The sequence below is a fragment of the Couchioplanes caeruleus genome, assembly GCF_023499255.1.
Classification (GTDB): Bacteria; Actinomycetota; Actinomycetes; order Mycobacteriales; family Micromonosporaceae; genus Actinoplanes; species Actinoplanes caeruleus_A.
Map to the genome: position 1 here is coordinate 7810186 of NZ_CP092183.1, position 22320 is coordinate 7832505.

The 22320-nt window shown below is 72.0% G+C and carries 21 protein-coding genes; 8 read left to right on the plus strand and 13 right to left on the minus strand.

Annotation, left to right across the window (positions count from 1 at the left end):
* Positions 1-189: 189 nt before the first annotated feature.
* The 4 genes from COUCH_RS36095 to COUCH_RS36110 all read right to left on the minus strand — a co-directional run bounded on the left by COUCH_RS36095 (position 190) and on the right by COUCH_RS36110 (position 5090).
* A complete protein-coding gene (locus tag COUCH_RS36095; RefSeq protein WP_249609611.1) occupies positions 190-429 on the minus strand; it encodes a hypothetical protein in 240 nt (79 codons plus the stop codon).
* 24 nt (positions 430-453) lie between these two features.
* The gene (locus COUCH_RS36100) at positions 454-1635 is read right to left on the minus strand and encodes a glycosyltransferase family 2 protein (RefSeq protein ID WP_249609612.1); all 1182 of its coding nucleotides are present in this window, start codon (positions 1633-1635) and stop codon (positions 454-456) included.
* 182 nt (positions 1636-1817) lie between these two features.
* Entirely contained in the window at positions 1818-2699 is an 882-nt protein-coding gene (locus tag COUCH_RS36105; protein WP_249609613.1) for a YihY/virulence factor BrkB family protein, read from the minus strand.
* A 30-nt stretch (positions 2700-2729) separates the two neighbouring features.
* Positions 2730-5090 (minus strand): patatin-like protein, encoded by a 2361-nt coding sequence (locus COUCH_RS36110; RefSeq protein WP_249609614.1) that lies wholly within the window; start codon positions 5088-5090, stop codon positions 2730-2732.
* Positions 5091-5269: 179 nt separating this feature from the next.
* Here COUCH_RS36110 and COUCH_RS36115 point away from each other — a divergent pair, with 179 nt between their 5' ends.
* Positions 5270-7471 (plus strand): carbohydrate-binding protein, encoded by a 2202-nt coding sequence (locus COUCH_RS36115; RefSeq protein WP_249609615.1) that lies wholly within the window; start codon positions 5270-5272, stop codon positions 7469-7471.
* A 63-nt stretch (positions 7472-7534) separates the two neighbouring features.
* Here COUCH_RS36115 and COUCH_RS36120 read toward each other — a convergent pair whose 3' ends face one another.
* The 3 genes from COUCH_RS36120 to COUCH_RS36130 are packed head-to-tail and all read right to left on the minus strand — an operon-like array spanning position 7535 to position 9047.
* Positions 7535-7696, minus strand: a complete 162-nt coding sequence (locus tag COUCH_RS36120; protein WP_249609616.1) for a hypothetical protein — start codon at positions 7694-7696, stop codon at positions 7535-7537.
* Positions 7696-8790, minus strand: coding sequence for a helix-turn-helix transcriptional regulator (locus COUCH_RS36125; RefSeq protein ID WP_249609617.1), 1095 nt, complete (start codon positions 8788-8790; stop codon positions 7696-7698). The genes COUCH_RS36120 and COUCH_RS36125 overlap by 1 nt, the downstream gene beginning before the upstream one ends.
* A gap of 23 nt (positions 8791-8813) precedes the next feature.
* The gene (locus tag COUCH_RS36130) at positions 8814-9047 is read right to left on the minus strand and encodes a helix-turn-helix domain-containing protein (RefSeq protein ID WP_199515249.1); all 234 of its coding nucleotides are present in this window, start codon (positions 9045-9047) and stop codon (positions 8814-8816) included.
* A gap of 432 nt (positions 9048-9479) precedes the next feature.
* Between COUCH_RS36130 and COUCH_RS36135 the strand changes: the two genes are divergently transcribed.
* Complete coding sequence (locus COUCH_RS36135; RefSeq protein WP_249609618.1) at positions 9480-10289, plus strand: M15 family metallopeptidase; 810 nt, start codon at positions 9480-9482, stop codon at positions 10287-10289.
* A 3-nt stretch (positions 10290-10292) separates the two neighbouring features.
* On the opposite strand, the gene COUCH_RS36140 is transcribed toward COUCH_RS36135, so the two are convergent.
* Entirely contained in the window at positions 10293-11261 is a 969-nt protein-coding gene (locus COUCH_RS36140) for an aldo/keto reductase (protein WP_249609619.1), read from the minus strand.
* 78 nt (positions 11262-11339) lie between these two features.
* Here COUCH_RS36140 and COUCH_RS36145 point away from each other — a divergent pair, with 78 nt between their 5' ends.
* Positions 11340-12248 carry a LysR family transcriptional regulator gene (locus COUCH_RS36145; RefSeq protein ID WP_249609620.1) on the plus strand — a complete coding sequence of 303 codons (909 nt, stop codon included), beginning with the start codon at positions 11340-11342 and terminating at the stop codon, positions 12246-12248.
* Here the strand turns inward: COUCH_RS36145 and COUCH_RS36150 are convergent.
* Both COUCH_RS36150 and COUCH_RS36155 read right to left on the minus strand, forming a co-directional pair.
* Positions 12199-12786, minus strand: a complete 588-nt coding sequence (locus tag COUCH_RS36150; RefSeq protein ID WP_249609621.1) for a class I SAM-dependent methyltransferase — start codon at positions 12784-12786, stop codon at positions 12199-12201. The genes COUCH_RS36145 and COUCH_RS36150 overlap by 50 nt on opposite strands.
* A 67-nt stretch (positions 12787-12853) precedes the next feature.
* Complete coding sequence (locus COUCH_RS36155; protein WP_249609622.1) at positions 12854-14290, minus strand: LVIVD repeat-containing protein; 1437 nt, start codon at positions 14288-14290, stop codon at positions 12854-12856.
* Between the two features lie 157 nt (positions 14291-14447).
* On the opposite strand from COUCH_RS36155, the gene COUCH_RS36160 reads away from it, so the two are divergent.
* From COUCH_RS36160 to COUCH_RS36175, 4 genes are all read left to right on the plus strand, one after another.
* Positions 14448-15092 carry a DUF305 domain-containing protein gene (locus COUCH_RS36160; RefSeq protein ID WP_249609623.1) on the plus strand — a complete coding sequence of 215 codons (645 nt, stop codon included), beginning with the start codon at positions 14448-14450 and terminating at the stop codon, positions 15090-15092.
* Between the two features lie 84 nt (positions 15093-15176).
* On the plus strand, positions 15177-15584 hold the full coding sequence (locus COUCH_RS36165) for a hypothetical protein (protein ID WP_249609624.1): 408 nt from the start codon (positions 15177-15179) through the stop codon (positions 15582-15584).
* An 83-nt stretch (positions 15585-15667) separates the two neighbouring features.
* Entirely contained in the window at positions 15668-16681 is a 1014-nt protein-coding gene (locus COUCH_RS36170; protein ID WP_249609625.1) for a hypothetical protein, read from the plus strand.
* Positions 16682-16686: 5 nt separating this feature from the next.
* On the plus strand, positions 16687-17586 hold the full coding sequence (locus COUCH_RS36175) for an ATP-grasp domain-containing protein (protein WP_249609626.1): 900 nt from the start codon (positions 16687-16689) through the stop codon (positions 17584-17586).
* 10 nt (positions 17587-17596) lie between these two features.
* On the opposite strand, the gene COUCH_RS36180 is transcribed toward COUCH_RS36175, so the two are convergent.
* A complete protein-coding gene (locus tag COUCH_RS36180) occupies positions 17597-18331 on the minus strand; it encodes an SDR family oxidoreductase (protein ID WP_249609627.1) in 735 nt (244 codons plus the stop codon).
* Positions 18332-18441: 110 nt separating this feature from the next.
* On the opposite strand from COUCH_RS36180, the gene COUCH_RS36185 reads away from it, so the two are divergent.
* Complete coding sequence (locus tag COUCH_RS36185) at positions 18442-19116, plus strand: TetR/AcrR family transcriptional regulator (protein WP_249609628.1); 675 nt, start codon at positions 18442-18444, stop codon at positions 19114-19116.
* On the opposite strand, the gene COUCH_RS36190 is transcribed toward COUCH_RS36185, so the two are convergent.
* Together COUCH_RS36190 and COUCH_RS36195 are read right to left on the minus strand one after the other, a co-directional pair.
* Positions 19113-20264, minus strand: a complete 1152-nt coding sequence (locus COUCH_RS36190) for a Gfo/Idh/MocA family protein (RefSeq protein ID WP_249609629.1) — start codon at positions 20262-20264, stop codon at positions 19113-19115. The genes COUCH_RS36185 and COUCH_RS36190 overlap by 4 nt on opposite strands.
* A gap of 60 nt (positions 20265-20324) precedes the next feature.
* Positions 20325-22310 carry a glycosyl hydrolase family 28-related protein gene (locus COUCH_RS36195; RefSeq protein ID WP_249609630.1) on the minus strand — a complete coding sequence of 662 codons (1986 nt, stop codon included), beginning with the start codon at positions 22308-22310 and terminating at the stop codon, positions 20325-20327.
* Positions 22311-22320: the final 10 nt, after the last annotated feature.

Sequence of the window (22320 nt, forward strand, 5' to 3'; positions counted from 1 at the left end):
GCGAGCCCACACATACCGTTCGATGCAGGATGACGACTCTGCGTGATCATCTTCATCGGCGACCATGTACCAGCAATCCGAAGCAGGGGCGCCTTCATCCGTCACCACGATGGTTCGAGCGGGCAGATCGATCGGGCAAGCTCGAGTTCGGTCACGTTCGCCGACAGTCCGGATGGAAGGCGGAGAGTGTCAGGCGCGGGCCCGGCCGGACCTTACCGGCCGTCCGTTCACCGTCAGCCGGAACTTCGATCCGCGCACGCCCACCGGCACCGGCTCCAGGGCGATCCGCGGCCCGAATTTGGTCAGGGTGATCAGCAGGCCGCCGACCACCGCCATCGCGATACCCACCCACAGCAGGTTGAGCACCGAGAGGGTGACTCCGCCGACGGTGATACCCGCGCCGGTTTTGGCGAGTGCGTTGGTGTACATAGCGAAAAGTCCTTTCCAGGGGGTTCAGGTGGCGGCCCAGCCGCCCTTGTCGCCGCGTACGAATGCAGCGAGGGCTTTGGCGTAGATGTAGGTCAGCAGGAGGGTGTAGAGCTGTTCCGGGACGAAGGTCGCCGCGTACAGGCGGGCGCGCCAGCCCATGGCCCAGACCGACCACACCCGTTCGGCCAGGAGGATGACCGAGGGCAGGGCCCAGTACCAGCGGAAGTCGACGTCGCCGAAGACGATGAGGGAGACCGCGAGCGCGATCAGGTAGATGGCGGCGACGGCGGCCGAGAGGAGGAGGCCTGCCTGTTGGCGCCAGTACGTCCAGCGCATGTGGAAGGGCATCAGGCGGCCGTACTGGACGATGTTTCGCATGGCCCCGAGGTACCAGCGTTCCCGTTGTCCGATGAGCTTGGGGACGGTTTCCATGACGTCGGTCGTGGCCGTCATGCCCTGCGGGGAGAGCACCTGGTATCCGCATGCCTGCAGGGCGAGGGTGAGTTCGTTGTCCTCGGTCAGGGAATGCGTGTCGTAGAACTGCCGGCCCTCGGGGAGCAGGGTGCCGGTACGGCGTTGGTGCCGGACGTCGAGCAGGGCCCCGTACGAGAAGAGGGTGCCGGTGCCGGTGAGCACGTGCGCCCGGCCGCCCATGCGTTTCGCGACCTGGCCGTAGCGGTGGTATTCCATGCGCTGCAGGTAACCGAGCACGGTGCGGCATTCGCGCCCGGTGAAGGTGCCGCCGACCCCGCCCACGCCGGCCGTGAGGTGCCGTGCGGCGATGCTCACGAATTCCGGGGACAGGGTCGTGTCGGCGTCCATGACCAGGATCGCCCAGTCCCACGGGTCGTCGAGGTACGGCTCGAGCCGGTCCAGCGCGTAGTTGATCGCGCCGGCCTTCTTGTCGGGGTTGTGGCCCGGGTACGGGATCACGTAGGCGCCGTGCGCGGCCGCGACGTCGGCGGTGTCGTCGGTGCAGTTGTTGGGCACGACGACGATCTGGTCCGGGGGCTGGGTCTGCCGGCGCAGGGACGCGATGGTGTCGGCGATGGCGTCGGCTTCGTTGTAGGCCGGGACGATCGCGACGACCTGGAGCCGCCGCTGGGGCCGGAACCGCCTGGTCCCCTCGCCCGTGGCTCGGGGCGCGGTGCGAGGCCGGGGTACGGCATGGCGCGGCGGTGCTTCGGCCGGATGGCTGCCGATCATCGGTTGCCGCCACTCCCTGGGTCGTCACGCATGGGCATATGTCGTTGCGTGAAAGACCGTAAACCTCTTCACCTCTTTCCGGGAACACCCGGGACGGGTCACCCCGCCGGGTCCGAACGGCGAGCCGGACCGACCGATCGGCCCATCGGCCGGTCAGGAAGCGGGCCGGCGGTCCGGGACGGTCACCGCGAGCCGGCGAGGTCGGCCGGGCGGCCGTTGGTGCTCGTCGCCGTCAGCGCGGCGGCGAAGAGGACCATCTGGTTGACGGCGTTGAGGAAGACCAGCAGCCCGACCGAGCCCGCGACGAGCTGGTACGTCGGGTTCGCCTCGGTGCGTTCCACGTAGATCCGCCCGAGGGTCTTGAGCAGCTCGAGGCCGACCGCCACCAGCAGCGCCGGCCCGAGAACCCGGCGCCACGGCATCCGTACGCGGGGCAGGCCGGTCAGCATGGCGGCGGCCAGCACCATGTTCACGCCGACGGCCAGCACCACGCCGATCGCGCCCAGGATCCACCGGGACGGGGTGGCGTCGGCGTGCGCCGCGTCGATCAGCCGGTTGGCGACGACCGACGTCAGGTATGCCAGCGAGAGTGAGGCCGCGAGCAGGACGCCGAGACCCGCGAGCACCAGCAGATCGATCAGGATCCGGACGACGAGCTTGCCCGGATACTCCGGTAACCGCCACATTCGCCGGATCGACGAGCGCAGCACGTCCACCCAGAACCAGCCGGTGACCGGCAAGCCGATGAACGCGATGACTCCGGCCGTACCCCGGGCGTTCCGCAGCGTCTGCACGTCGACCTGGGGCAGGTTCTCGGCCACGTACCGTTCCACCGAGCCGAGCACCACCTGGTTGTCGAGTACGAAGCCAAAAATCGCGAAGGCCAGCAGCCCGAGCGAGAAGGCGGCGAAGAACGCGTAGTAGGTCACCGCGGCGGCGAGCCGGCCGCCGTCGGCCTCGTCGTATCGCACGCCGGCCCGGACCACATGGTCGAGCCACCCGACCCGGCGACGGAGCCGGGCCCAGGCCCCCGTCACCCACCCCACGAACCGCCGACCCGTCACGCGGCCAGCAGTACCCGCGGTCCGGCCCGGTTACGCGGCCGGAACGGGCTCAGAGAGAGGAGACCTGCGCAGCTCGGCGGCTACGTCGCTGCGGAGTTGCGACACGCGTTTCAGGTCGGCCTCCGCGGCGAGGACCGCCTGCAGCGCCGTGTCGAGGTGGGGGCCGTGGTGTCCCTGCGTGCCGCTGGGCAGGCCCTCGGCGCCGCTGCGCAGGGTGTTCAGGCAGAGCTCCGCGCCGTCGAGGCGGCCCCACAGGTAGTCGTTCTCGCGGTACTCGGTCTTGAGGAAGCCGCCGAAATGGTGCACGGACACCCCCTTCAACTTCGGTTCGGGTACGCCGGCCAGCCGCCGCGCGTCCAGCGGGCTGAAACGCGTCACGCCGATCGGGGTGAACTGCGGCACCGGCGACAGCGCGATGATCGGGAAGATCAGCGAGTCCCAGAGCGGGAACGCCGCGTACCGGGAGAGCAGCTCGTCGGCGGCGGCGGGGTCCCAGCCGCGGGTCTGCTCGCCGAAGGCCGTCCACATCAGCGTCTGGATGTCGGCGACCGCGGCGGACATGCCCTCGTCGTACCCCTTGACCAGCGCTGCGATCCGGTCCTGGAACTCGCTCGCGAAGACGGCGGGGTCGGTCAGGCAGACGGTCTCGGTCATCGACTCCCGGCCGAGGAACTGCGTCGTCTCCGGCGGCAGGCCGGCGACGGTCCGGCGGATCTGGTCGCGGATGCCGCCGATGATCGTCCACGCCGCCGCCTTGAGCCGGTTGAGCTGCTCCGGTTCGACGCCCGGCGTCCCGTAGAGGTGGCTGATGCCGGCGAGGACGAACGTGAGGCGGCGCAGCCGGTACGGGACGTCGATCCGGTCCAGCAGCGCGATGCGTTCCAGGTGGTCCTTCGCCGTCCAGCTCGGCTGCAGCCGGAGCCAGGCGTGGATGACCGCGCGGGCGAACTCGCGGCGGTTCGAGCCGGGCGGGTCCTCGAAGTGGTCGGCGAGGTGGTCCGCGATCTCGTCGGCCGCCGCGTCGAGCTTCAGCCGGCAGTACGTGCCGTACGACGGTCCCAGCCGGTCGACGGCCTGCTTGTGCATCGCCTCGGTGAGCTGGCGTACCGCGGCACGGTCGAGCTCGCGGGGCGCGCCGAGGCCGGCCACGCCGATCGCGTCCATGACCTCGCCGATGTGCTGCAGCGTGATGTCGCCGACCTGCTTGATCTTCAGGTTGAGGTCGCGCAGCTGGGTCAGCTCGCCGAGCAGCGGCTGGTGGGAGCGGGCGCCGATCAGCGCGGACTTCAGGTCGGGAAGGAGCCCTCGGCGGCGCGGCGGCCGGGACGCGTCCTCCGCGGCCGGGACGAGCGCCCCGCCGGGGACCGGTTCGATGTAGACCAGCCGACGGATGACCTCGGTCTCCGCGGGCATCTTCGCGATGGCGTCGACCGCCAGGTCGAACGGCTGGTTGTTGAGCACGCCGCCGTCGGCGAACAGCGTCGAGCCGTCGGAACGCTGCCACCGCAGCCGGGGCAGGACGGTCTCCCGGTCCAGCGGGCGGTCCCTTCCGTCGGCGGCGAGCTCGCCGGCGAAGCTCTCCAGCGAGACGGGGACGAACGCACCGGGGAACGCCGAGGTCGCGCGGGCCGCGAACGCCAGCGCGCCGGTGTCGCCCGGCCCGAAGGCGGCGGAGCCCTTCCCGTACGCGAAGGTCAGCACCTGCCGGTGGTCGAGGGCGTGCTGGCTCGGCCCTCCCCCGCCGGCCGGTACGAGCACGTCGAAGCCGTCGAGGTCGGTGGCCGTCACCATGAGCCGCAGGTCGTTGCCCTCGGGCACCAGCCGCTCCGTCTCCGGCTCGTCCATGGCGCCGATCGCGTCGTACAGCGCGCGGGACATCTCGTCGCCACGCAGCGGATACGTCCGGCCGTGGCGCAACGCCAGGCCGGCCAGCACCCGCAGGCCGGCGACCGCCACCTGCGGGCGGAGCAGCCCGACGCTCGGCCCGACGAGGAGTTTGCGCAGGTCGCCCTTCTTCATCCAGAGGTCGCGCAGGGCACTCTGGGAGCCGCCGACGGCGAGGACCTTGGCGAGGCAGACGCCGTTGATGCCGCCTGCCGACGTACCGGAGATGACGTCGATGACGACGGAGACCGGGCGGCCGGCGACGGCCTGGTCCCGCAGTTCTTCGAAGTACGCGTGCTCGCTCCGGTCGCCGGCGTCGAAGGGGTTCGGCGCGCCGGCGACCCCGCGCGGATCGTCCTGGTAGGCCCGGTCGAAGGCCCGCGAGGCGATGACCAGGTGGTGGAGTTCCCGGGTCAGGCCGTGCATGTAGATGGCGAGGGACACGCCGCCGGAGCAGACCAGGGCGAGCCGGAGCTGGCGCAAGGGAATCGGTGCCGTGGACGCCATGGCGGGCCTCCCACCATTGAGGGCAGTAATCGCCCTCATGGTGTCGCGACGGCGAACGCGGTGACGGCTTTTGCCGCAACTCCGACACCGGGCGGGGGCTAAATTTCCGCCTTGACTTAAGTGTCGTCGGAAGTCAGGCTCCTCTCATGTCGGCACTCGTCGATCTTTAAGGAGCTCCCGTGAGGCGATCCCTGACCGCGGCCCTGGCGGCCGCGTCCACGGCCGCGGCGGCCGTCCTAGGTCTGCCCGTATCCGCCGCCGCGACGCACCGGGGCAGCCCGGTCACCGGCACCTACTCCACCGGCGCCGCGGCGGCCTGGCAGCCGCTGCCCACCGTCCGCTACGGCGCGGACGACGGCGCCACCACCGACGCCACCGTCGTCGCCGATCCGAGCCAGATGCGTCAGCGGTACGCCGGCATCGGCTTCTCCCTCGACGAGACCAGCGTCTCGAACCTGTGGAAGCTCACGCCGGCCAAGCGCGAGGAGGCCGTACGCCTGCTGGTCGACCCGAGGCACGGCGCCGGCTTCGACCGCTTCCGGCTCACCATCGGCAGCCCCGACCTCATCGAGCACCTGCCGTTCTGGTCGTACGACGAGCTGCCGGCCGGGGTGACCGAGGACTTCGGGCTCAAGTACTTCTCCATCAAGCGCGACATCGACCTGCACATCGTGGACACGGTCAAGCTGATCCAGCGCTACAACCCGCGCGCGACGTTCTTCGCCTCCGCGTGGAGCGCGCCGGCGTGGATGAAGACCAACAACCGGTTCACCGGCGAGGTGGCGCTGCTGCCGGGCAGCACGAGCGCCTATTACCAGGTGGGCAAGCTGCGGGACGACTGCATCGACGTGTTCGCGCGGTACTACGTGAAGTACCTGCAGGCGTACGCCCGGCAGGGCATCCGCGTCGACGCGCTGACGCTGCTCAACGAGCCCGGGATGGACGTGGTCTACCCGGCCATGGACATCAGCGTCGCGCAGCAGCAGAAGCTCGCCGTGGCGATCAAGCGGGAGCTGGCCGCCGCCCGGCTGCGGACCAGCCTGTACGTGCACGACTTCAACTTCTGGGACTGGCGCGACCCGAACAGCACCGAGACGAAGAACTACTACCGGATCTTCGACGACCCGAAGGCGCTGAAGGCGGCCGACGGCATCGCGTTCCACCCGTACTGGGGCGACCCCACGGTCATGCGGGATGCGTACGAGCAGTACGGCAAGCCGGTGCACATGACCGAGACGAGCGACCTGAACCCCGCGACGGTCCTGAGCTACTTCCGGCTCGACGCGAGCTCGTACGTGCTGTGGGCGCAGACCACCGACCAGGACGGCGGGACGCTGCACTGGACCGACAAGCGCGACAACAACGTCGACTGGGACGAGATCGGCCGCACCACCAAGTGGCCGAACCGCCTGGTCAAGGTGGACACCACCACGCGCGACTTCAGCGTGCGGGACGAGCTCTACGCGCTGGGCCAGTTCGCGCGATACCTCACCCCTGATCACGTACGCGTGGAGTCGAGCGCGACCACCAACGGCATCAGCAACGTCGTCTACCGCGACCACGACGACTACGTGGCGGTCCTGGGCAACGGCAACCCCAAGGATTCGACGGTACGGGTGGAGCTCGCCGGACAGTCGTTCGTGGCGAAGGTGCCGGCCGGCTCGTACGCCACGTACCGCTGGACGGCGCACGTGCCGCCGAAGCGCAACCACGCCCCCGTGCTGCGCGACGTCCCGGCCGTGACCGCCGACCAGTACGGCACCGCGCGGGTGCAGCTGACGGCCACCGACCGCGATCGGGACAAGCTCGCCTACTACGCGGTGGACCTGCCGGAGGGCGTCACGATCGACGCGCGTACGGGCCTGGTGACGATCAGCCCGACCGCCCCCGGCGCGCAGGACCTGACGTTCTACGTGACCGACGGCCGCGCCCGGGACGAAGTGACCGTGCACGTGACCGTTGTGCCGCACGGGGCGCCGATCGGGGCGAAGGTGGAGGCCGAGGCGTACGCGGCCCAGCACGGCTGGACCGACGGCGGCCCGAACTTCATCGAGAGCAACGCGTCGGCCAGCGGCGGGAAGAACGTCGGCTGGACGGCGCCGGGCAACTGGCTGTCGTACCGGGTGGACGTGGCGCAGGCCGGCACGTACGACCTGGAGCTGCGGGTCGCCAACGGCACGGGCGCGGTTGCAGCGGACGCGGTGTCCTTCCGGGACGCCCAGGGGGCGGTGCTGGCGAAGGTCTCCGTGCCCGACACCGGCGGCTGGGGCGCGTACCAGTCGGTGCACGCGACCGTCACCCTGACCGCGGGCGACCAGCTCGTGACCGTCTACTGCGAGACCGGCGGCTTCAACCTGGACTACCTGCGTCTCACCGCCTGACGCGCCGGACGGCTCGGGTGGCCATGTGCCGTACGGTCGCCCGAGCCGTCCCTTGCCCGGCGCCTACGTGCAGGTGACGCAGGTGCCACCCGGGCGGTCCGTGACGGACCCCGCGACGACCGATTGTCGGTCGCCCGCGGTGGCACCGGCACTCAGGGACGCGCCGACGGTGAGCGTCAGCCCCGCCAGTACGGCGAGGACGACGGCGAGCAGTCTCCAGGACATCAGGACTCCAGATCGCTTGTTTCATCGGACTGGGACGCGAGGGACGGCGGTACGGCGACGCGTAACGCGCCGAGCGCCAGCCCCAGTTGGAACCTGTTCTCCACGCCGAGACGGTCCATCATCGTACGCATGATCCCGGTGACCGAGCGGGCGCTGATCCGCAGCCGCTCGGCCGCCGTCTGGTCGGTGTGACCGGCCGCCAGCAGCGTGATCAGGCTGCGCTCGCGGTCGGACAGCTCGATCGGTGCCACCCACCGCTGCGGGGTCACGGCGGCCCGCCAGTGCCGGTCGAAGAGCGCGAGCAGCGCCTGCAGGACCGACGGGCGGGAAACCTCGAGGTAGCCGCGTTCGAGGTCGTCCGGGTCCGCCGGCAACAGCGCCGTACGGCGGTCGATCACCATCAGCCGCAGCGGCACCTCGGCCGCCTCCCGCCGCTGGTACGACGTCCCGTTGACGAGGTGGCCGCTGACGTCCAGGGTGTCGCCGTCCGCGGGCGGCATGCCGAGGAAGCGCATCTGCACGCCGCGCTCGAACAGCGCGGTGTCCATCGGCGCCGCGGCCCGGGCCGACACGGCGTCGAGAACCTGGACGTTGCTCATCGACAGGAACTCGTGGATCGGCGGCGCGATGAGCTCGCCGACGCGGCGGCTGGCGCCCTCGCGCGTCGGCAGGTAGAGCATGTCCTCGGCGAACCCGCCGGGCAGACCGGGGACGCTCCCGATCGGCAGGGCCGGCGCGACACTCGTCCGCAGGGACCGGACGACGCCGTGGTGCTGGGTGGTCGTGGAGTGCCGGTCGACGAGCCGCATCCGGCGTGAGCGGAGCATCGAGACCACGGCGTCCGGGCGGCGGGCGGTCCAGATGCGGGTCGTCGTACGGGAGTCGTCAGTGGACACCACCGCGCCGGACTCGAGCAGCTCGGCCAGCGCGTCCGCCGTGCGCCGGCCGGACAGGCCCAGCTCGGCGGCGAGGGCCCGCTGGGTGCGCGGACCGAACGTCACGAGGGTGCGGAAGACAAGGTCCGCGTCACTGGAGAGACCCCAGCGGACCAGGGAGGGCACAGCGGCGCCGACAGGCAGCGGTGAGCTCGTCACTCCATCGATTGTCATCTCACAAGTCAACCGTCGCTTCCCACGGACGGACCCGGAACGTTGGCCTTGCGGAGGAAGCCCAGAGCGAGCCCGAGCTGGAAGCGGTTGTCCACCCCGAGCCGGTCCATGAGGCTGCGCAGGATGTTGGTCACCGAACGGGCGCTGATGCCGAGCTGCTCGGCCGCGGAGACGTCGGTGTGCCCCTGCGCCAGCAGGGCCACCAGCTCGCGCTCGCGGTCGGACAGGGTGATCTTCGGCAAAACAGAGGCTCCGTTCGGGCGGTCCGTCACGTCGCGCATGGAATCACAGCGCTCGCGCACCGGTCCAGGCCAAGGCGGATTCGTCCGATCCGGTTGCGTAAAACAGCAACCACGCGGTTGCGGGATCCCGCAAATGTGCCGGGTGGCAAGCGTTCTTCGTTGACCCGTCGGCCGAGGGTCAGCAAGGTGGCTGATACGGGGGCGCGAAGGTCCCGTACGCCGCCGCCACGGAGTACGGGACCGCCGGTGCGCCGCCCCGCGGCCGGGCGCCGTGGCCGGACCGGCCGCAGCCGCCCGCCGGCGAGGCCACGGGCCGGCTCCGACGTTCTGACGGGGGACGTCGGAACCGGCCCACCGGCGCGACCACGCGTTCCGGGTCCTCTTTCGCCAAACCCGCTCATGATCATGGTGTCCCGAGGCGTAATAGGGACGATGAAGACGTTCCTCGCCCTTCTCGCCGCCCTGGCCGTGCTGGTCAGCCCCGGCGTGCCCGCCGCGGCAGCCCCGGCCTCCCCCGCGTCGACGGCACCGCCGTACCACGTGGTCCGGCCGGGCCAGACGATCAAGAAGATCGCCGCGGCGTACCACGTGAAGCCCGCCCAGCTGCGCGCCTGGAACGGCATCGTCAAACCCAACCAGCCCAGCCCCGACGGCGTCCTCAACGTGGCGAAGCCGACCACCCCCCTCACCGGCTGGCGCTCCCACATCGAGCCGATCACCCCCGCGGCGGTCAACTGGAACCCGGCCGCGAAATGCCCGGTTCCCCCGGCCGACCTGCGCAAGGTCTGGGTCACGTACATCGACTTCTACGGCGTCTCACGCTCCGGCAGCATCGTCGTCCACAAGAGCATCGCCGCCCGCACCCAGCGCGCCTTCCTCGCGCTCTACCGCATGCGCTTCCGCCTGCAGGGCATGAGCCCGATGTCGGTCAACGCACCCTGGATCACGGACATGGGCACGGTCACGGCGGGCTACACCTGCCGTACGGTGGCCGGCAGCAGGACGCTGTCGCAGCACGCGTACGGCTTCGCCATCGACGTCAACCCGGTCCAGAACCCGATGATCCGCGGTACGTACCTCGACCCGGGCAACGGCCGGGACTTCCTGACCCGATCGCCGTACCGGCGCGGAATGATGCACGCGGCGGGGGCGGTACGGGCGTTCACGAGCAACGGCTTCCACTGGGGCGGCCGCTGGAACAGCCTCAAGGACTACATGCACTTCAGCACGACGAACCGCTGACGCTCAGCGCGTGCGGGTGACTCCGTGCGCGGCGAACGAGCTGCGGTCGCCGCGCCAGGCTTCGCGGGGGGCGGCCTCCGCCAGCGCCGCCAGGTCGGCTTCGGTGAGGTGTACGGCCGCCGCTGCCGCGTTCTGGCCGATGCGGTCCGGGTTGCGGGTGCCCGGGATCGGCACCACGTCCGGTCCCTGGGCGAGCAGCCACGCGAGCGCCAACTGACCCGCCGTGAGCCCGCGGCGGCCGACGAGCTCGGCGACTGCCCGTACCAGGTCGAGGTTGGGTGTCAGGTTGTCGGCGCTGAACCGCGGGTCGCCGGAGCGGAAGTCCCCTTCGGTGGGTTGCGGCGGCGTGCCGGTGAGCAGGCCGCGCCCGAGCGGGCTGTACGGCACCAGCCCCGCTCCCGCCCGCCGCGCCGCCGGGACGACGTCGTCCTCGGGTTCCCGCCAGGCCAGGGACCATTCGAACTGCACCGCGGCGACGGGGTGGACCGCCGCCGCGGACGCGATCCGGCCGGGGCTCGCCTCGGACAGCCCGAGGTGCCGGACCTTGCCCTCGGCGACCAGCTCGCCCATGGCGCCGACGGTGTCCGCGATCGGCACGTCCGGGTCGACGCGGTGCAGGTAGTAGAGGTCGATCGTGTCGACGCCGAGGCGGCGCAGGGAGGCTTCGCAGTAGCCGCGGACCCGCTCGGGCCGGCCGTCGACGCGTACGCCGTCGGGGCCGCGCACGATGCCGAACTTGGTGGCCAGCACGACCCGGTCCCGGCGTCCTCGGACGGCCCGGCCGAGGAGGGTCTCGTTGTGCCCCTGGCCGTAGCTCATCGCCGTGTCGAGCAGGGTCACGCCGAGGTCCACGGCACGCCGGATCGCCGTGATCGACCGTTCGTCGTCGGCCGGGCCGTACCCCTGGGAGAAGCCCATGCAGCCGAGGCCGAGCGCCGAGACCGTCAGTGCGCCGAGCTGTCGTTCGTCCATGTCGCCAGCCTGGCGGGCGGCGGCCCATCGGTCCAACAGCGATTTGCGCTGGCATTCATCGCATTCCACGATGAATGGATGGAGCTGCGGCAGCTGACGTATTTCGAGGCGGTGGCCCGCCACGGCGGGTTCACGCGGGCCGCCGAGCGGCTGCATGTCGCCCAGTCGGCCGTGTCGGCCCAGGTCCGGGCCCTGGAGGCGGAGGTCGGCGTCGCGCTGTTCGCGCGGACGACGCGGCGGGTGGTGCTCACCGAGGCGGGCGAGGTGCTGCTGCATCGCGTACGCCGGGTGCTGGGTGAGCTGGACGAGGCCCGGGAGGAGCTGGCCGGCCTCGCCGCGGTGGTGAGCGGCCGGGTGACGCTCGGGGCGACCGCGGTGCTGGGGACGTACGACCTGCCCGGCGCCCTGGCCGCGTTCCACCGGAGGTTCCCGGGCGTACGGCTCACGCTGCGCACCGGGCTGATCGCCGAGCTGCTGGCGCTGCTGGACGCGGGCGACGTCGACCTCGTGGTCGGCCCGGTCCACGACGACCTCGCGCCCCGGTTCGTGGCGCGGCGGCTCGTCGGCGAGGAGGTGGTGCTCGTCGTCCCGCCCGGCAGCCGCCTCGGGGCAGGTCCCGTACGCCTGGCCGAGGCCCGCGATGAGCCGTTCGTCTGTCTCCCCGCCGGCAGCGGCCTGCGGGCGATCCTCGACCGGGCGGCCGCGGAAGCTGGCTTCGCGGCCCGGGTCCCGTTCGAGACGCACAGCGCGGCCAGCATCCGCGAGCTGGTCTCCGCAGGGCTCGGGGTGGCGCTGCTCGCCGCATCGGCGGCCCGTACGCCCGGCCCTCCGGTCGCGGTGGTGGCGCTCGACCCGGCGCCGGCGCACCCGCCGATCGGAGTGATCCACCAGCGGGACCGGCGGCCGGGCGCTGCCGCGCGGGCCTGCCGTCAGGCGCTCATCGCCGCGGCCGCAGCAGAGCGACCAGGAACTCGGCGTCGTCGGTGAACGGGCGCAGGTCCCAGGACGACAGCAGCAGGTCGGGCTCCAGCCCGGCGGTCGCCGCGTCGGCGAGGAAGTCGGCGAAGCCGTAGCCGCGCCCGGCGCCGAAGCCGACCACCAGGCGGGCGCCCTCGGCGAGGTGGGCGCCCAGGCGGCGCAGGATCTCGACGCGGGTGCCCGGAGCCACGAAGGTCATGACGTTGCCGGCGCAGACGATCACGTCGAAGCGGTCCGGCAGGTCCAGCTCGGCGAGGTCGCCCTGCAGCCAGCGGGGGCCCGGGTGGTCCTCCTCGGCCGCCGCGATCAGGTGCGGGTCCAGGTCGACGCCGGTGACGTCGTGGCCGGCGGCGGCGAGGAAGGCGCCGACGCGGCCGGTGCCGCAGCCCGCGTCGAGGACCCGGGAGCCGCGCGGCACCATGGTGTCGACGAGGCGGGCCTCGCCGGCCAGGTCGGCGCCCTCGCGGGCCAGCTTCCGGAAGCGCTCGACGTACCACGCCGAGTGGCCGGGGTTCTCAGCGATCTTCTGCAGCCAGAGGTTGTTCACGCCCGCAACGGTGCCAGACGCGCAGCGGCCCGGCCCCACCAGGGACCGGGCCTTCACCTGCGGGGGTCTACCAGGTGCGGTAGTCGTCCTGCGTCTGTGCGTTGAACAGGTCCGTACGGGCCCGGCGCGCCGGGCTGGTCCGCAGGTCCTTGAGCTCCAGCACGTCGACACCCTTGGCGATGTCGTTGGAGTAGATGAAGCCGTTGTACCAGTACGCCGACCAGGAGCCGCCGAGCACGAACTGGGTGGCCGAGATCGGGCCACGCTCCCAGTACGCGAGCTCCTTCGGGCTGCGCGAGTCGGTGAAGTCCCAGACCGACACGCCGCCCTGGTACCAGGCCTGCACCATGATGTCGCGGCCCGGCACCGGGATCAGCGAGCCGTTGTGCGCCACGCAGTTCTCGGTCTCGGTGTTGGTCCGCGGGATCTTGAAGTAGCTGCGGAACTCCAGCTTCCGGTTGCTGCCGCGGCCCACGATGTCGTAGATCGCGTCGGCGCCGCGGTTCGGGCCGATCTCCGGGTTGCAGGTGGCCATGCCGCCGCCGCCCAGCTCGTCGGTGAAGACGACCTTGGTGGCCTTGTTGTTGAACGTGGCGGAGTGCCAGAAGGCGAAGTTCTCGGTGTCGCGGACCGTGGTGATCACCTTCGGGGCCGAGCGGACCGAGATGTCGAACAGCACGCCGTCGCCCATGCAGGCGCCCGCCGCGATGTCCTTCTCCGGGTACGCCGTGATGTCGTGGCAGCCGGTCGTGGCCGACTTGCCCTCGCCGCCCTCGTACCCGCCGTCGGGGAACAGCACCGGCGTGGCGACGACCGCGGCGGAGGCCGGAGCGGACACCGGCACCCGCACGATCGAGATCTTGTCGTGCGGCAGCGCGCAGTTCGGCTGGTCGGCCGCGGCCAGGTTGTACGACGACACGTACAGGTAGACGGAGTTGTCGCCCGCTTTGCCCGGCACCAGCGTCTGCGTGTGCGACCCGCAGTCGGTCTTGACCGACTTGACGTACTTCGGGGTCAGCGGGTCGCTGATGTCGAAGACCTTGATGCCCTCCCAGCGGTCGCCGGGCGCCGCGTTGGTGGACGCGGCGTTGTCGCACGAGTCGTTCGTACGCTGCGAGTCCGTGCCCAGGAACAGCAGGTTCCCGCTGATCGACACGTCGTTCTGCGAGCCCGGGCAGAGCACCTGGGCGGCGACCGTCGGCGCCTTCGGGTCGCTGATGTCGTAGACGGTGAAGCCGTTGTAGTTGCCACCGAACGCGTACGTGCCCTTGAAGGCCCAGTCCGTGTTCGTGGAGGCGGCGAACGGTCCCGTCTTCGGCAGGTACGCGACCTGGTTGAGGTTCGGCGTGCTCGCGACCTCGTCGACGCCGGGCGGGGTGCCCGGGTCAGCCGGGGCCTGCGCCAGACCGCTGGACGGCGCGCCCAGCAGCCCGGCGACCACGGTCGCGGCGCTGAGACAGGCCAGGCGCTTGAGCTGCCGCCCTCGTGGGGCAGAGTGCTTCATGAAGCTCCTTCCGGCTTTCCACACACCGAGGGGCAGGTTGTTGTCACGGTCGGTGCGCATTCACCATCGTCGCTACAGTAGTGGCCGGACGCCGGGCCGGGAAGCGTGTGGCGTCGATCGAAAGGAACCGATGAGTCGGCAAAGGACAGTCGCGCTGGTGGCAGCCGCCGTGGCCGTGCTCGGCGCGGGCGGCGCCGCGCTCGCGGCCCGCTCGGGTGACGACCGGTCGGCGGCGGCGCCGCGGGCCACCGTGAGCTCCGGGCCGCCGCAGCGGGTCGTGCTGCCGGGGCGACCCGGCGACCCGGCCACCGTCACGGACTCCGACCAGGTCCGTGCGCCCGACGGGTCGACGTACAACGCCGTCGACACCGCGTTCGTGCAGATGATGATCGTCCACCACGGGCAGGCCGTGGAGATGGCGGAACTCGCGCCCGAGCGGGCCACCGACACCCGGCTGCGGGCCCTGGCACAGCGCATCGGCGCGGCGCAGACCCCGGAGATCACCTGGATGCAGGCGTGGCTGCGGGACCGCAGGCAGCCCGCGAGCGACCCCGCGCATGATCACCGGACGATGCCCGGCATGCAGAGCGACGCCGACATGACCGCGCTGGCCGGCCTGCGGGGCGCCGACTTCGACCGCAGGTTCGTCGTGATGATGACAGCCCACCATCGCGGCGCGATCCGGATGGCCGGTGACGTGCTGGCCGGCGGCACCGACCAGCAGCTCTACGAGTTCGCCAACGAGATGGCCGTCGAGCAGGGCAGCGAGATCCGCCGCATGCAGCAGCTCGGAATCGGGTGAGCGGCCGCCCGCGGCTATTGCATCGATCACGATCCCCCGTCGGGGAGATGCGCAAGGCCGACGTTCCTGGATAGGTTGTCCCGTGTGGATGTGAGGGGTGTGCTGCGGCGTGCGCGGCTGTCGCTCGTCGCCTCCCTGTTCCTCGCCGCCCTGCTGGGCGGCCCGGTCACCGCTGCCGCGGCCGCCGAGCCGTTCGCGGCGCCCGGCACCGCGACGGCCGCCGTCACCCCGGTCACCGGCACGGTCGCCGGCGCACCGCTGGCCGGCCTCATGGCCGTCGCCCCGGCCGGCGATCGTCCCGCGGCCACGCCGGCCGTGGACCGCCTCGCCGCCGCGGCGATCGACATCGCCACCGCCCCGGGCACGGCCGTCGATCTGCTCGTGGTGGCGCTGCTGCTCGCCGCGTCCGCCGTACGTCCCCGCACCACCCGCCTGACCAGCCAGATCCGCGCCGCCGTCGCCGGCCCGCGGGCGCCACCCGCCGCCGCCTGACGGCACCCGGCAGGGCCCCCGTCCGCGCAAACGCGATCGGGGTTGGTCGATTACTGGCGCTCATCGGTGGAAAAGGAACGGACATGGAATTCGCTCTCGAGTTTCTGGCGGTCAACAGCGGCCGGGTGGTTGTCATCTGGCTCGCCCTCATCGTGCTGGCCGTCGTCGCGCTGGGCGGCCTGGCGCTGCCCGACGGCGTACGGCGCCCCCGGCAGATCACCGCGTGGCTGGCCGAGTCCGCCGCGCAGAAGCGGGCGGGGAACGAACGCCGGGCCGCCGAGGTCCAGGAGATGATCCGGTACGCGGACGAGGTCGCCGTGGCCGCACGGGGAGCCGCCGCGACCGCCGAGCGCCGCCGCGAGGAGTGCCAGCAGGCCCAGGCGGCTGTCGAGCGGGCGTGGCAGGCGTGGCAGGACGCGGACGCCGCTCTCGAGCGTGCCCGCCGTGCCGCCGCGTACGCGGTCCCCGCCACCGAGCCGGCCCCGGCGGACGACGCCGACCGGGTGCAGGCGCTGCGACGTGCGGCTCAGGCCGCGTACCGGCGTGGTGATCTCTCCGACGGCCAGTTGCTGGACGCGCTGACCCACCGCAACGGCTGGGACCCGACGCTGCACCCGGTGGAGCAGGAGCTGGTGCTCGCCCGGGCGGCCGTGAGCCATCGCTTCGCCGCGTACCAGCAGGCCCTCGACGCCGAGGACGCCGCCTGGCAGGCGGCCGACGTCGCCACCGCGGCCGTCCGGACCCTGCGCCAGGAGGCGACCGCCGCGATGGTGGCGGCCGACGCGGCGCGGCAGGCACTGCCGGAGCCGGCCCGCACGATCCTGGACCGCGCCGGCAACGAGACCATCGTGGTCACCGCCCCTGCCCCCGCGCCGGTGCCGGCCGGGCTGGACAGCCTGGGCATCGGTGACGGGGACGCCGCGGTCACCCAGCCGGTCGTGGTGTCCGCCGAGACGACCCAGCCGGTCCTGCTCTCCGTCGAGACCACCCAGGCCGTCGCGACCCAGGAGGTACGCCCCGCGCGCAGCTCGCGGCGCGAGGTGCCGGCCTGGGCCCAGCCGACCGCCGGGCGCCCGCAGGTCGCGGGGGTGCGCTGACGCCCATGCGGATCGCCCTGGTCACCTCGCACGGCTTCCCGGAGCCGCAGTGGCACGACGCGGACACGCCGCTGGTGGCCCGGGAGCTGACCGCGCGCGGCGCGACCGCGGACGTGGTGACCTGGGACGGCGGCCGGCGGGTGGAGTGGGCCGGGTACGACGCGGTCGTGCTGCAGTCGCCGTGGAGCATGTGGACCCGGCTGTCCCAGTTCGACGAGTGGCTGTGGTCGCGCGAGCTCGACGGCACCCGCCTGCTCAACCCGATCGACACCGTCGCGCTGGGCTCCAACAAGCGCTACCTGCTGCACCTCGGCACGGCGGGGATCCCCATCGTGCCGACCACGCTCGTCGACGGCGACCCCGATCCGCAGCTGCTGCGGGACCTCTTCCCGCCGCCGGAGACGCCGCGCCCCACCGTCGTGGCGAAACCCATCGCGGGCGGCGGCACGCTGGGTGCCCGCGAGTTCCGGGTGGACCAGCTGGGGGCCCTGGCCACGTACGTCCGCGAGCTCGGCACCGCGATCGTCCAGCCGTACGTGGCGGCCATCGACACCCACCGCGAGCTCGCCGTGCTGACGCTCGACGGGGCGATCTCGCACGCGGTGACCAAGGCGGCGATCCTGCGGCCGGACGAGGCGACCCGGCCGTTCCACCCCGACCCGCGGCCGTACGCGGGCTTCACCGCCCAGCAGGAACGGGTGATCCGGCAGACGTACGCGGAGCTGCGCCGGCTGCTGACCAACGAGCCGCTGTCGGTGCGCCTCGACTTCATCGTCGACCCGGCGTCGCCGTCGGGGCTGCTCCTGCTCGAGGTGGAGATGGTCGCGCCGGTGAAGTTCTTCCCGCTCTTCCCGCAGGAGTGCGGTCACTACGCCGAGGCGATTCTGGCCCGCGCGGCCACCTGAGCAGCAGGCGTCAGGCCGCGCCGCCGTTGACGAAGATCGTCTGGCCGTTGATCCAGCGGGCCGGCCCGGCCAGCGACGACACGACCTCGGCGATGTCCTCCGGCCGGCCCAGCCGCTGCATCGGGTTCTGCCCGGCGATCTGCTGGATCAACTCGTCGCTCTTGCCGTCGAGGAAGAGCGCGGTCGCGGTCGGACCCGGCGCGACCGCGTTGACGGTGATGTCCCGGCCGCGCAGTTCCTTGGCGAGGATGGGGCTGATCGCCTCGACCGCCCCCTTGCTCGCCGCGTACGCGGAGTAGGCCGGCAGGTGGAGGCGGGTCACCGAGGTGGAGAAGTTGATGATCGCCCCGCCCGCGCGGACCCGCCGGGCGGCCTCCCGGCTCACCACGAAGGCGCCGCGGATGTTGGTGCGGTGCATGCGGTCGAGGTCGTCGAGGCCCAGCTCGGCGAGCGGCGACAGGATCATGATGCCGGCCGCGTTGACGACCACGTCGACGCCGCCGTACCGCTGCTCGGCGACGTCGAAGAGGGCCTGGACCTCGGCGGGTTCGGCGATGTCCGCACGGGCGGCGACCGCCCGGCCGCCCGCCTTCCCGATGGCCGCGACGGCGGCCTCGGCCTCGGCCTGGTTGCCCGAGTATCCGACGACGACCGCCTGACCGTCGGCGGCGAGACGCTCGGCGACGGCCCGGCCGATGCCCCGGGAGCCACCGGTGACGACGGCGACGCGCTGGTTGTCCGACATGCTGCACTCCTCGATCCGACGCGGATGTTTACGCCGCTAACGTTGCCACGTTATCGCCGCTACCGTCAACCCGCTAACACACTTCTGTTATCGTCGTTACCATGGAGGGCATGAGGAGCAGCCGGGAGCGGATTGTGGAGGCGGCCGCGGCGCTGCTCACCGCGGGCGGCCGGGAGGCCGTCTCGACCCGGGCCGTCAGCGCCGCCGCCAACGTCCAGGCGCCCACGATCTACCGGCTGTTCGGCGACAAGCAGGGGCTGCTCGACGCCGTGGCGAGCCACGGGTTCGAGACGTACCTGCGCAGCAAGACGGCACTGAAGAAGACCGACGACCCGGTGGAGGACCTGCGCCGCGGCTGGGACCTGCACGTCGGCTTCGGCCTGGAGAACCCGGCGTACTACACGCTGATCTACGGGGAGCCGCGCGCGGGTGTCGAGTCGCCCGCCGCCCGCGAGGCCGCGATCATCCTCGAGAACCAGGTACGCCGCATCGCCGAGGCCGGCCGCCTGCGGGTCAGCGAGGAGCGGGCCGCCCACCTCATCCACTCGGCGGGGGCCGGCATCACGTTCGAGCTGATCGGCCTGCCGCCGGAACGTCGCGACCCGGAGCTGTCCCGGCTCGCCCGTGAGTCCGTCATCGCGGCCGTCACCACGGAGAAGCCTGCCGGCACCGGCGGCACGGCGAGCAGCGCGGTGGCCCTGCGAGCGGCGCTGCCCGGCATCGACGTGCTCTCCCCCGGCGAGAAGAGCCTGCTCGCGGAGTGGCTGGACCGGATGACGCGCTAGAGCGACACCCAGGCGCCGGAGCGTACGGAGGCGGCCATCGCATCGAGGGCGACCGCGCTGCGGACGGCGTCGTCGAGGGTGGGGCCGTACGCCTTGCCCTCCGCGATCGAGCGCAGGAAGTGCCACGCCTCGATCACCTTGAGGTCGTCGTACCCCATCGCGGTGCCTGCGCCGGGGTGGAAGGCCGCGAACTCGCCCGCGCCCGGTCCGACCTGGACCGTCTGCGTCGGCTGGTCCTGATAGTCGCCGGCCGTGCTGAGCCGGAGCTCCCCCATGCGCCGGAAATCCCAGGTCACCGCGCCCCGGGTGCCGTGCACCTCGAAGCCGTACGCGTTCTGGTCGCCCACCGCCACCCGGCTCGCCTCGAGCACCACCCGCGCGCCGGAGGCCATCCGCAGCTGGGCCGAGACGTAGTCCTCGTTCTCGACCCGGCCGAGTTCGCCGCCCGTGGCACGGGTGTGCCCGGCCGTGGCGCCGGCCGGCCGCGCCCGCTGCGGCACGAAGACGGCGGTGTCGGCGATCAGCGAGCCGATGTCGCCGAGCAGGTGCCGCACCAGGTCGACGCCGTGCGAGGCCAGGTCGCCCAGGACGCCGCTGCCACCGCGGGCCCGCTCGAAACGCCAGCTCAGCGCGCCGTCGGGGTGGGCCGCGTAGTCGCTGAACAGGCGGAACCGCGCGTGGGTGACCGCGCCGATCTCCCCCGCGGCGATGAGCTCCCGCGCGGCGGCCACCGCCGGCGCGTGGCGGTAGTTGAAACCCACGGTGGCCTGCACCCCCGACTCCTGCGCGGCCTGGGCGACGGCTCGGGCGTCCTCGGCGGTGAGGCCGACCGGCTTCTCGATCCAGAGGTGCTTGCCGGCGCGGATCAGCGCGACGCCCATCTCGCGGTGCAGGAAGTTGGGCGCGGTGACGCTGACCGCCTGGACGTCCGGGTCGGCGAGCAGGTCACGCCAGTCCCGGGTGGCCGTGGCGAAGCCGTACTGGCCGGCGGCCTCCTCGGCCCGGCCCGGCACCTCGTCGGCGGCGGCGATCAGCTCCGGGCGTACCCCCAGGTCCGGGAAGTGGTGCAGCACCCGCAGGTAGGCCCGGGTGTGCACCCGGCCCATCCACCCGAAACCGGCGACCGCGACACCCAGCGTTTGCCTCATCGCCGCAGCGTAAGAGCGCGAGGGGCAGGCAGCATAGGCTGCCTGCCCCTCAAAAACACCTCACCAGGTGGTCGGTGGTGGCGGCGGGACGACCGGCGGGCGGTCGTTGCACGTGATCACATTCGGAAGGTACGGCGCCAGCCATCCACCGTCATTTCCACCGAGATCCGTCAGGGCGAGTTCCGAGCCGGCCGCGGTGAAGTGGAAGGAACCGCAGTTGTTCACCCCGACCGCGCCGACGTGGCGAGCGTCGACGTTCTCGAAGGACGCGGATCCGGCGGCGCGGGCGCTCACGACCGAGGTTCCCGTACCGTCGATCCTGATGTCCTTGAAGGACACCCCGGTGATCGAGTACTGGTCCTTCACGGGCCAGTCGCTGACCAGCATGATCGCGTTGTACGTGCTGTCCAGGTAGTGGTCGCCGGTGACCCGGATGTCGGCGTCGATGCTGCGGTCGAGGGCGAAGAACCAGATCGCCCCGAGGCCGATGTTCCAGTTCAGCTCGTACGTGCCCGCCCGTACGACGGCATTGTTCGTGATCGAGAGCGTGCCGGTGAACGGCTCGGCGCCGAACCGCGAGCCGGCGTGGATGCCGCTGCCCTCGCGGACCGGGTCGGCGACCAGGTTGGCGGAGACGGTGTTGCCCTCGCCGCCGTAGATCGCGATGCCGTTGGCGAGCGTGGGGCTCTGCACGGTGTTGTGGTCGAACGTGTTGCGCGCGTCCGTGGTCTTCTCCGACCACATGGCCAGGCCGTCGTCGCCGGTGTTGCGGATGACGTTGTCCCGCACGACCGAGTTCGTGACACCGGTGTGGAAGTTGAGCCCGTCGGCGATCTGGTCGACGATCACGTTCCCGGTGACCCGCAGGTTCGTCATCGGCCCGTCGAACCACATGCCGACCTTGGTGTGCCGGATGTGCAGCCCCTCGATGGTCGAGTCGCTGAGCGCCCCGCCGATGCCGTTGACCTGGTCGGTGTCGATGCGCTCACGGACGTCGCCCTCGATCGCGAAGCCGCGCAGGTGCACGTTGCGGCTGCCGCCCTCTGCCGCCGGCCTGCCGTAGAAGCCGACGCCGGTGTGGACCGAGCCGTCGGGAGCGGGTTCGCCGAGCGCGACCTCGCGGCCCTTGATCGTCGTGTACCAGCTGCCGGCGCCGACGATCGTCACGTCGTCGACGATGATGTGCCGGTTGACCTGGTACGTGCCCGGCGGCAGGTAGACCTTGAGCCGGGCCTTGCGCGCGAACGCGATCGCCCGGTCGATGGCCGCCGCGGAGTCCCGGCGGCCGGTGGGGTCGGCGCCGAAAAGCAGCACGTTCGCGGCCACGGCCTCGACGTGCGGGGCACCGACGAGCTCCGAGTCGAGCAGGTCGACGACCGTCCAGGGCGCGGCGGCGGAGGCGGTCAGCCGCACCCGGTCGCCGGCCCGGTACGTGCGCCCGAGCAGGAGCCGCTGCTCGTCGTAGAAGTGCATGGGCCGGAACGGCTTCGCGATCACCGGCGTGGGGGTCGTCGCCGACGGGACGCAGCCGCACTCGGTGATCCACCAGTCCGGGTGGAGCAGGTCCGCGCCGGGGTCGTTCGTGAACGGGTACTGGTTGTAGAGGTACGCGTACTGCGAGGTGAGCGTCATCGTGCGGCGGCCGTGACCGTTGACGGTGACGGCCAGCGGCGCGGTGATGCCGCCACCTCCCGGAGCGTCCGGCAGCGCGTACCGGACGGTGATCGCGTTGGCCGCCGCGGGCAGCGTGAACTCGACGTACTGGCCCGGGGTGAGCCGGACGGCCCGCCGCCCGGACGCCTCGGCGGGCAGGGTGTAGGCGGTGCGGTCCGGGCCGATGACCTGGCCGGTGAAGCGGGCGCTCTCTGCCTCCTGCTCGAGGAGGCCGACGCGCGCGCCGCGGCCGCTGGTGAGGGCGGGGTCGAGGCTCGCGCGGGTGACGGGGACGGTGGGCGCGGCCTGGGCGGGGCCGCCGGGGATCAAGACGGGTGACAGCCCGGTCAGGGCCGCCACCGCGACGGCGGCCCACCTCGTGCTCAGAGACATGCCGTGACTC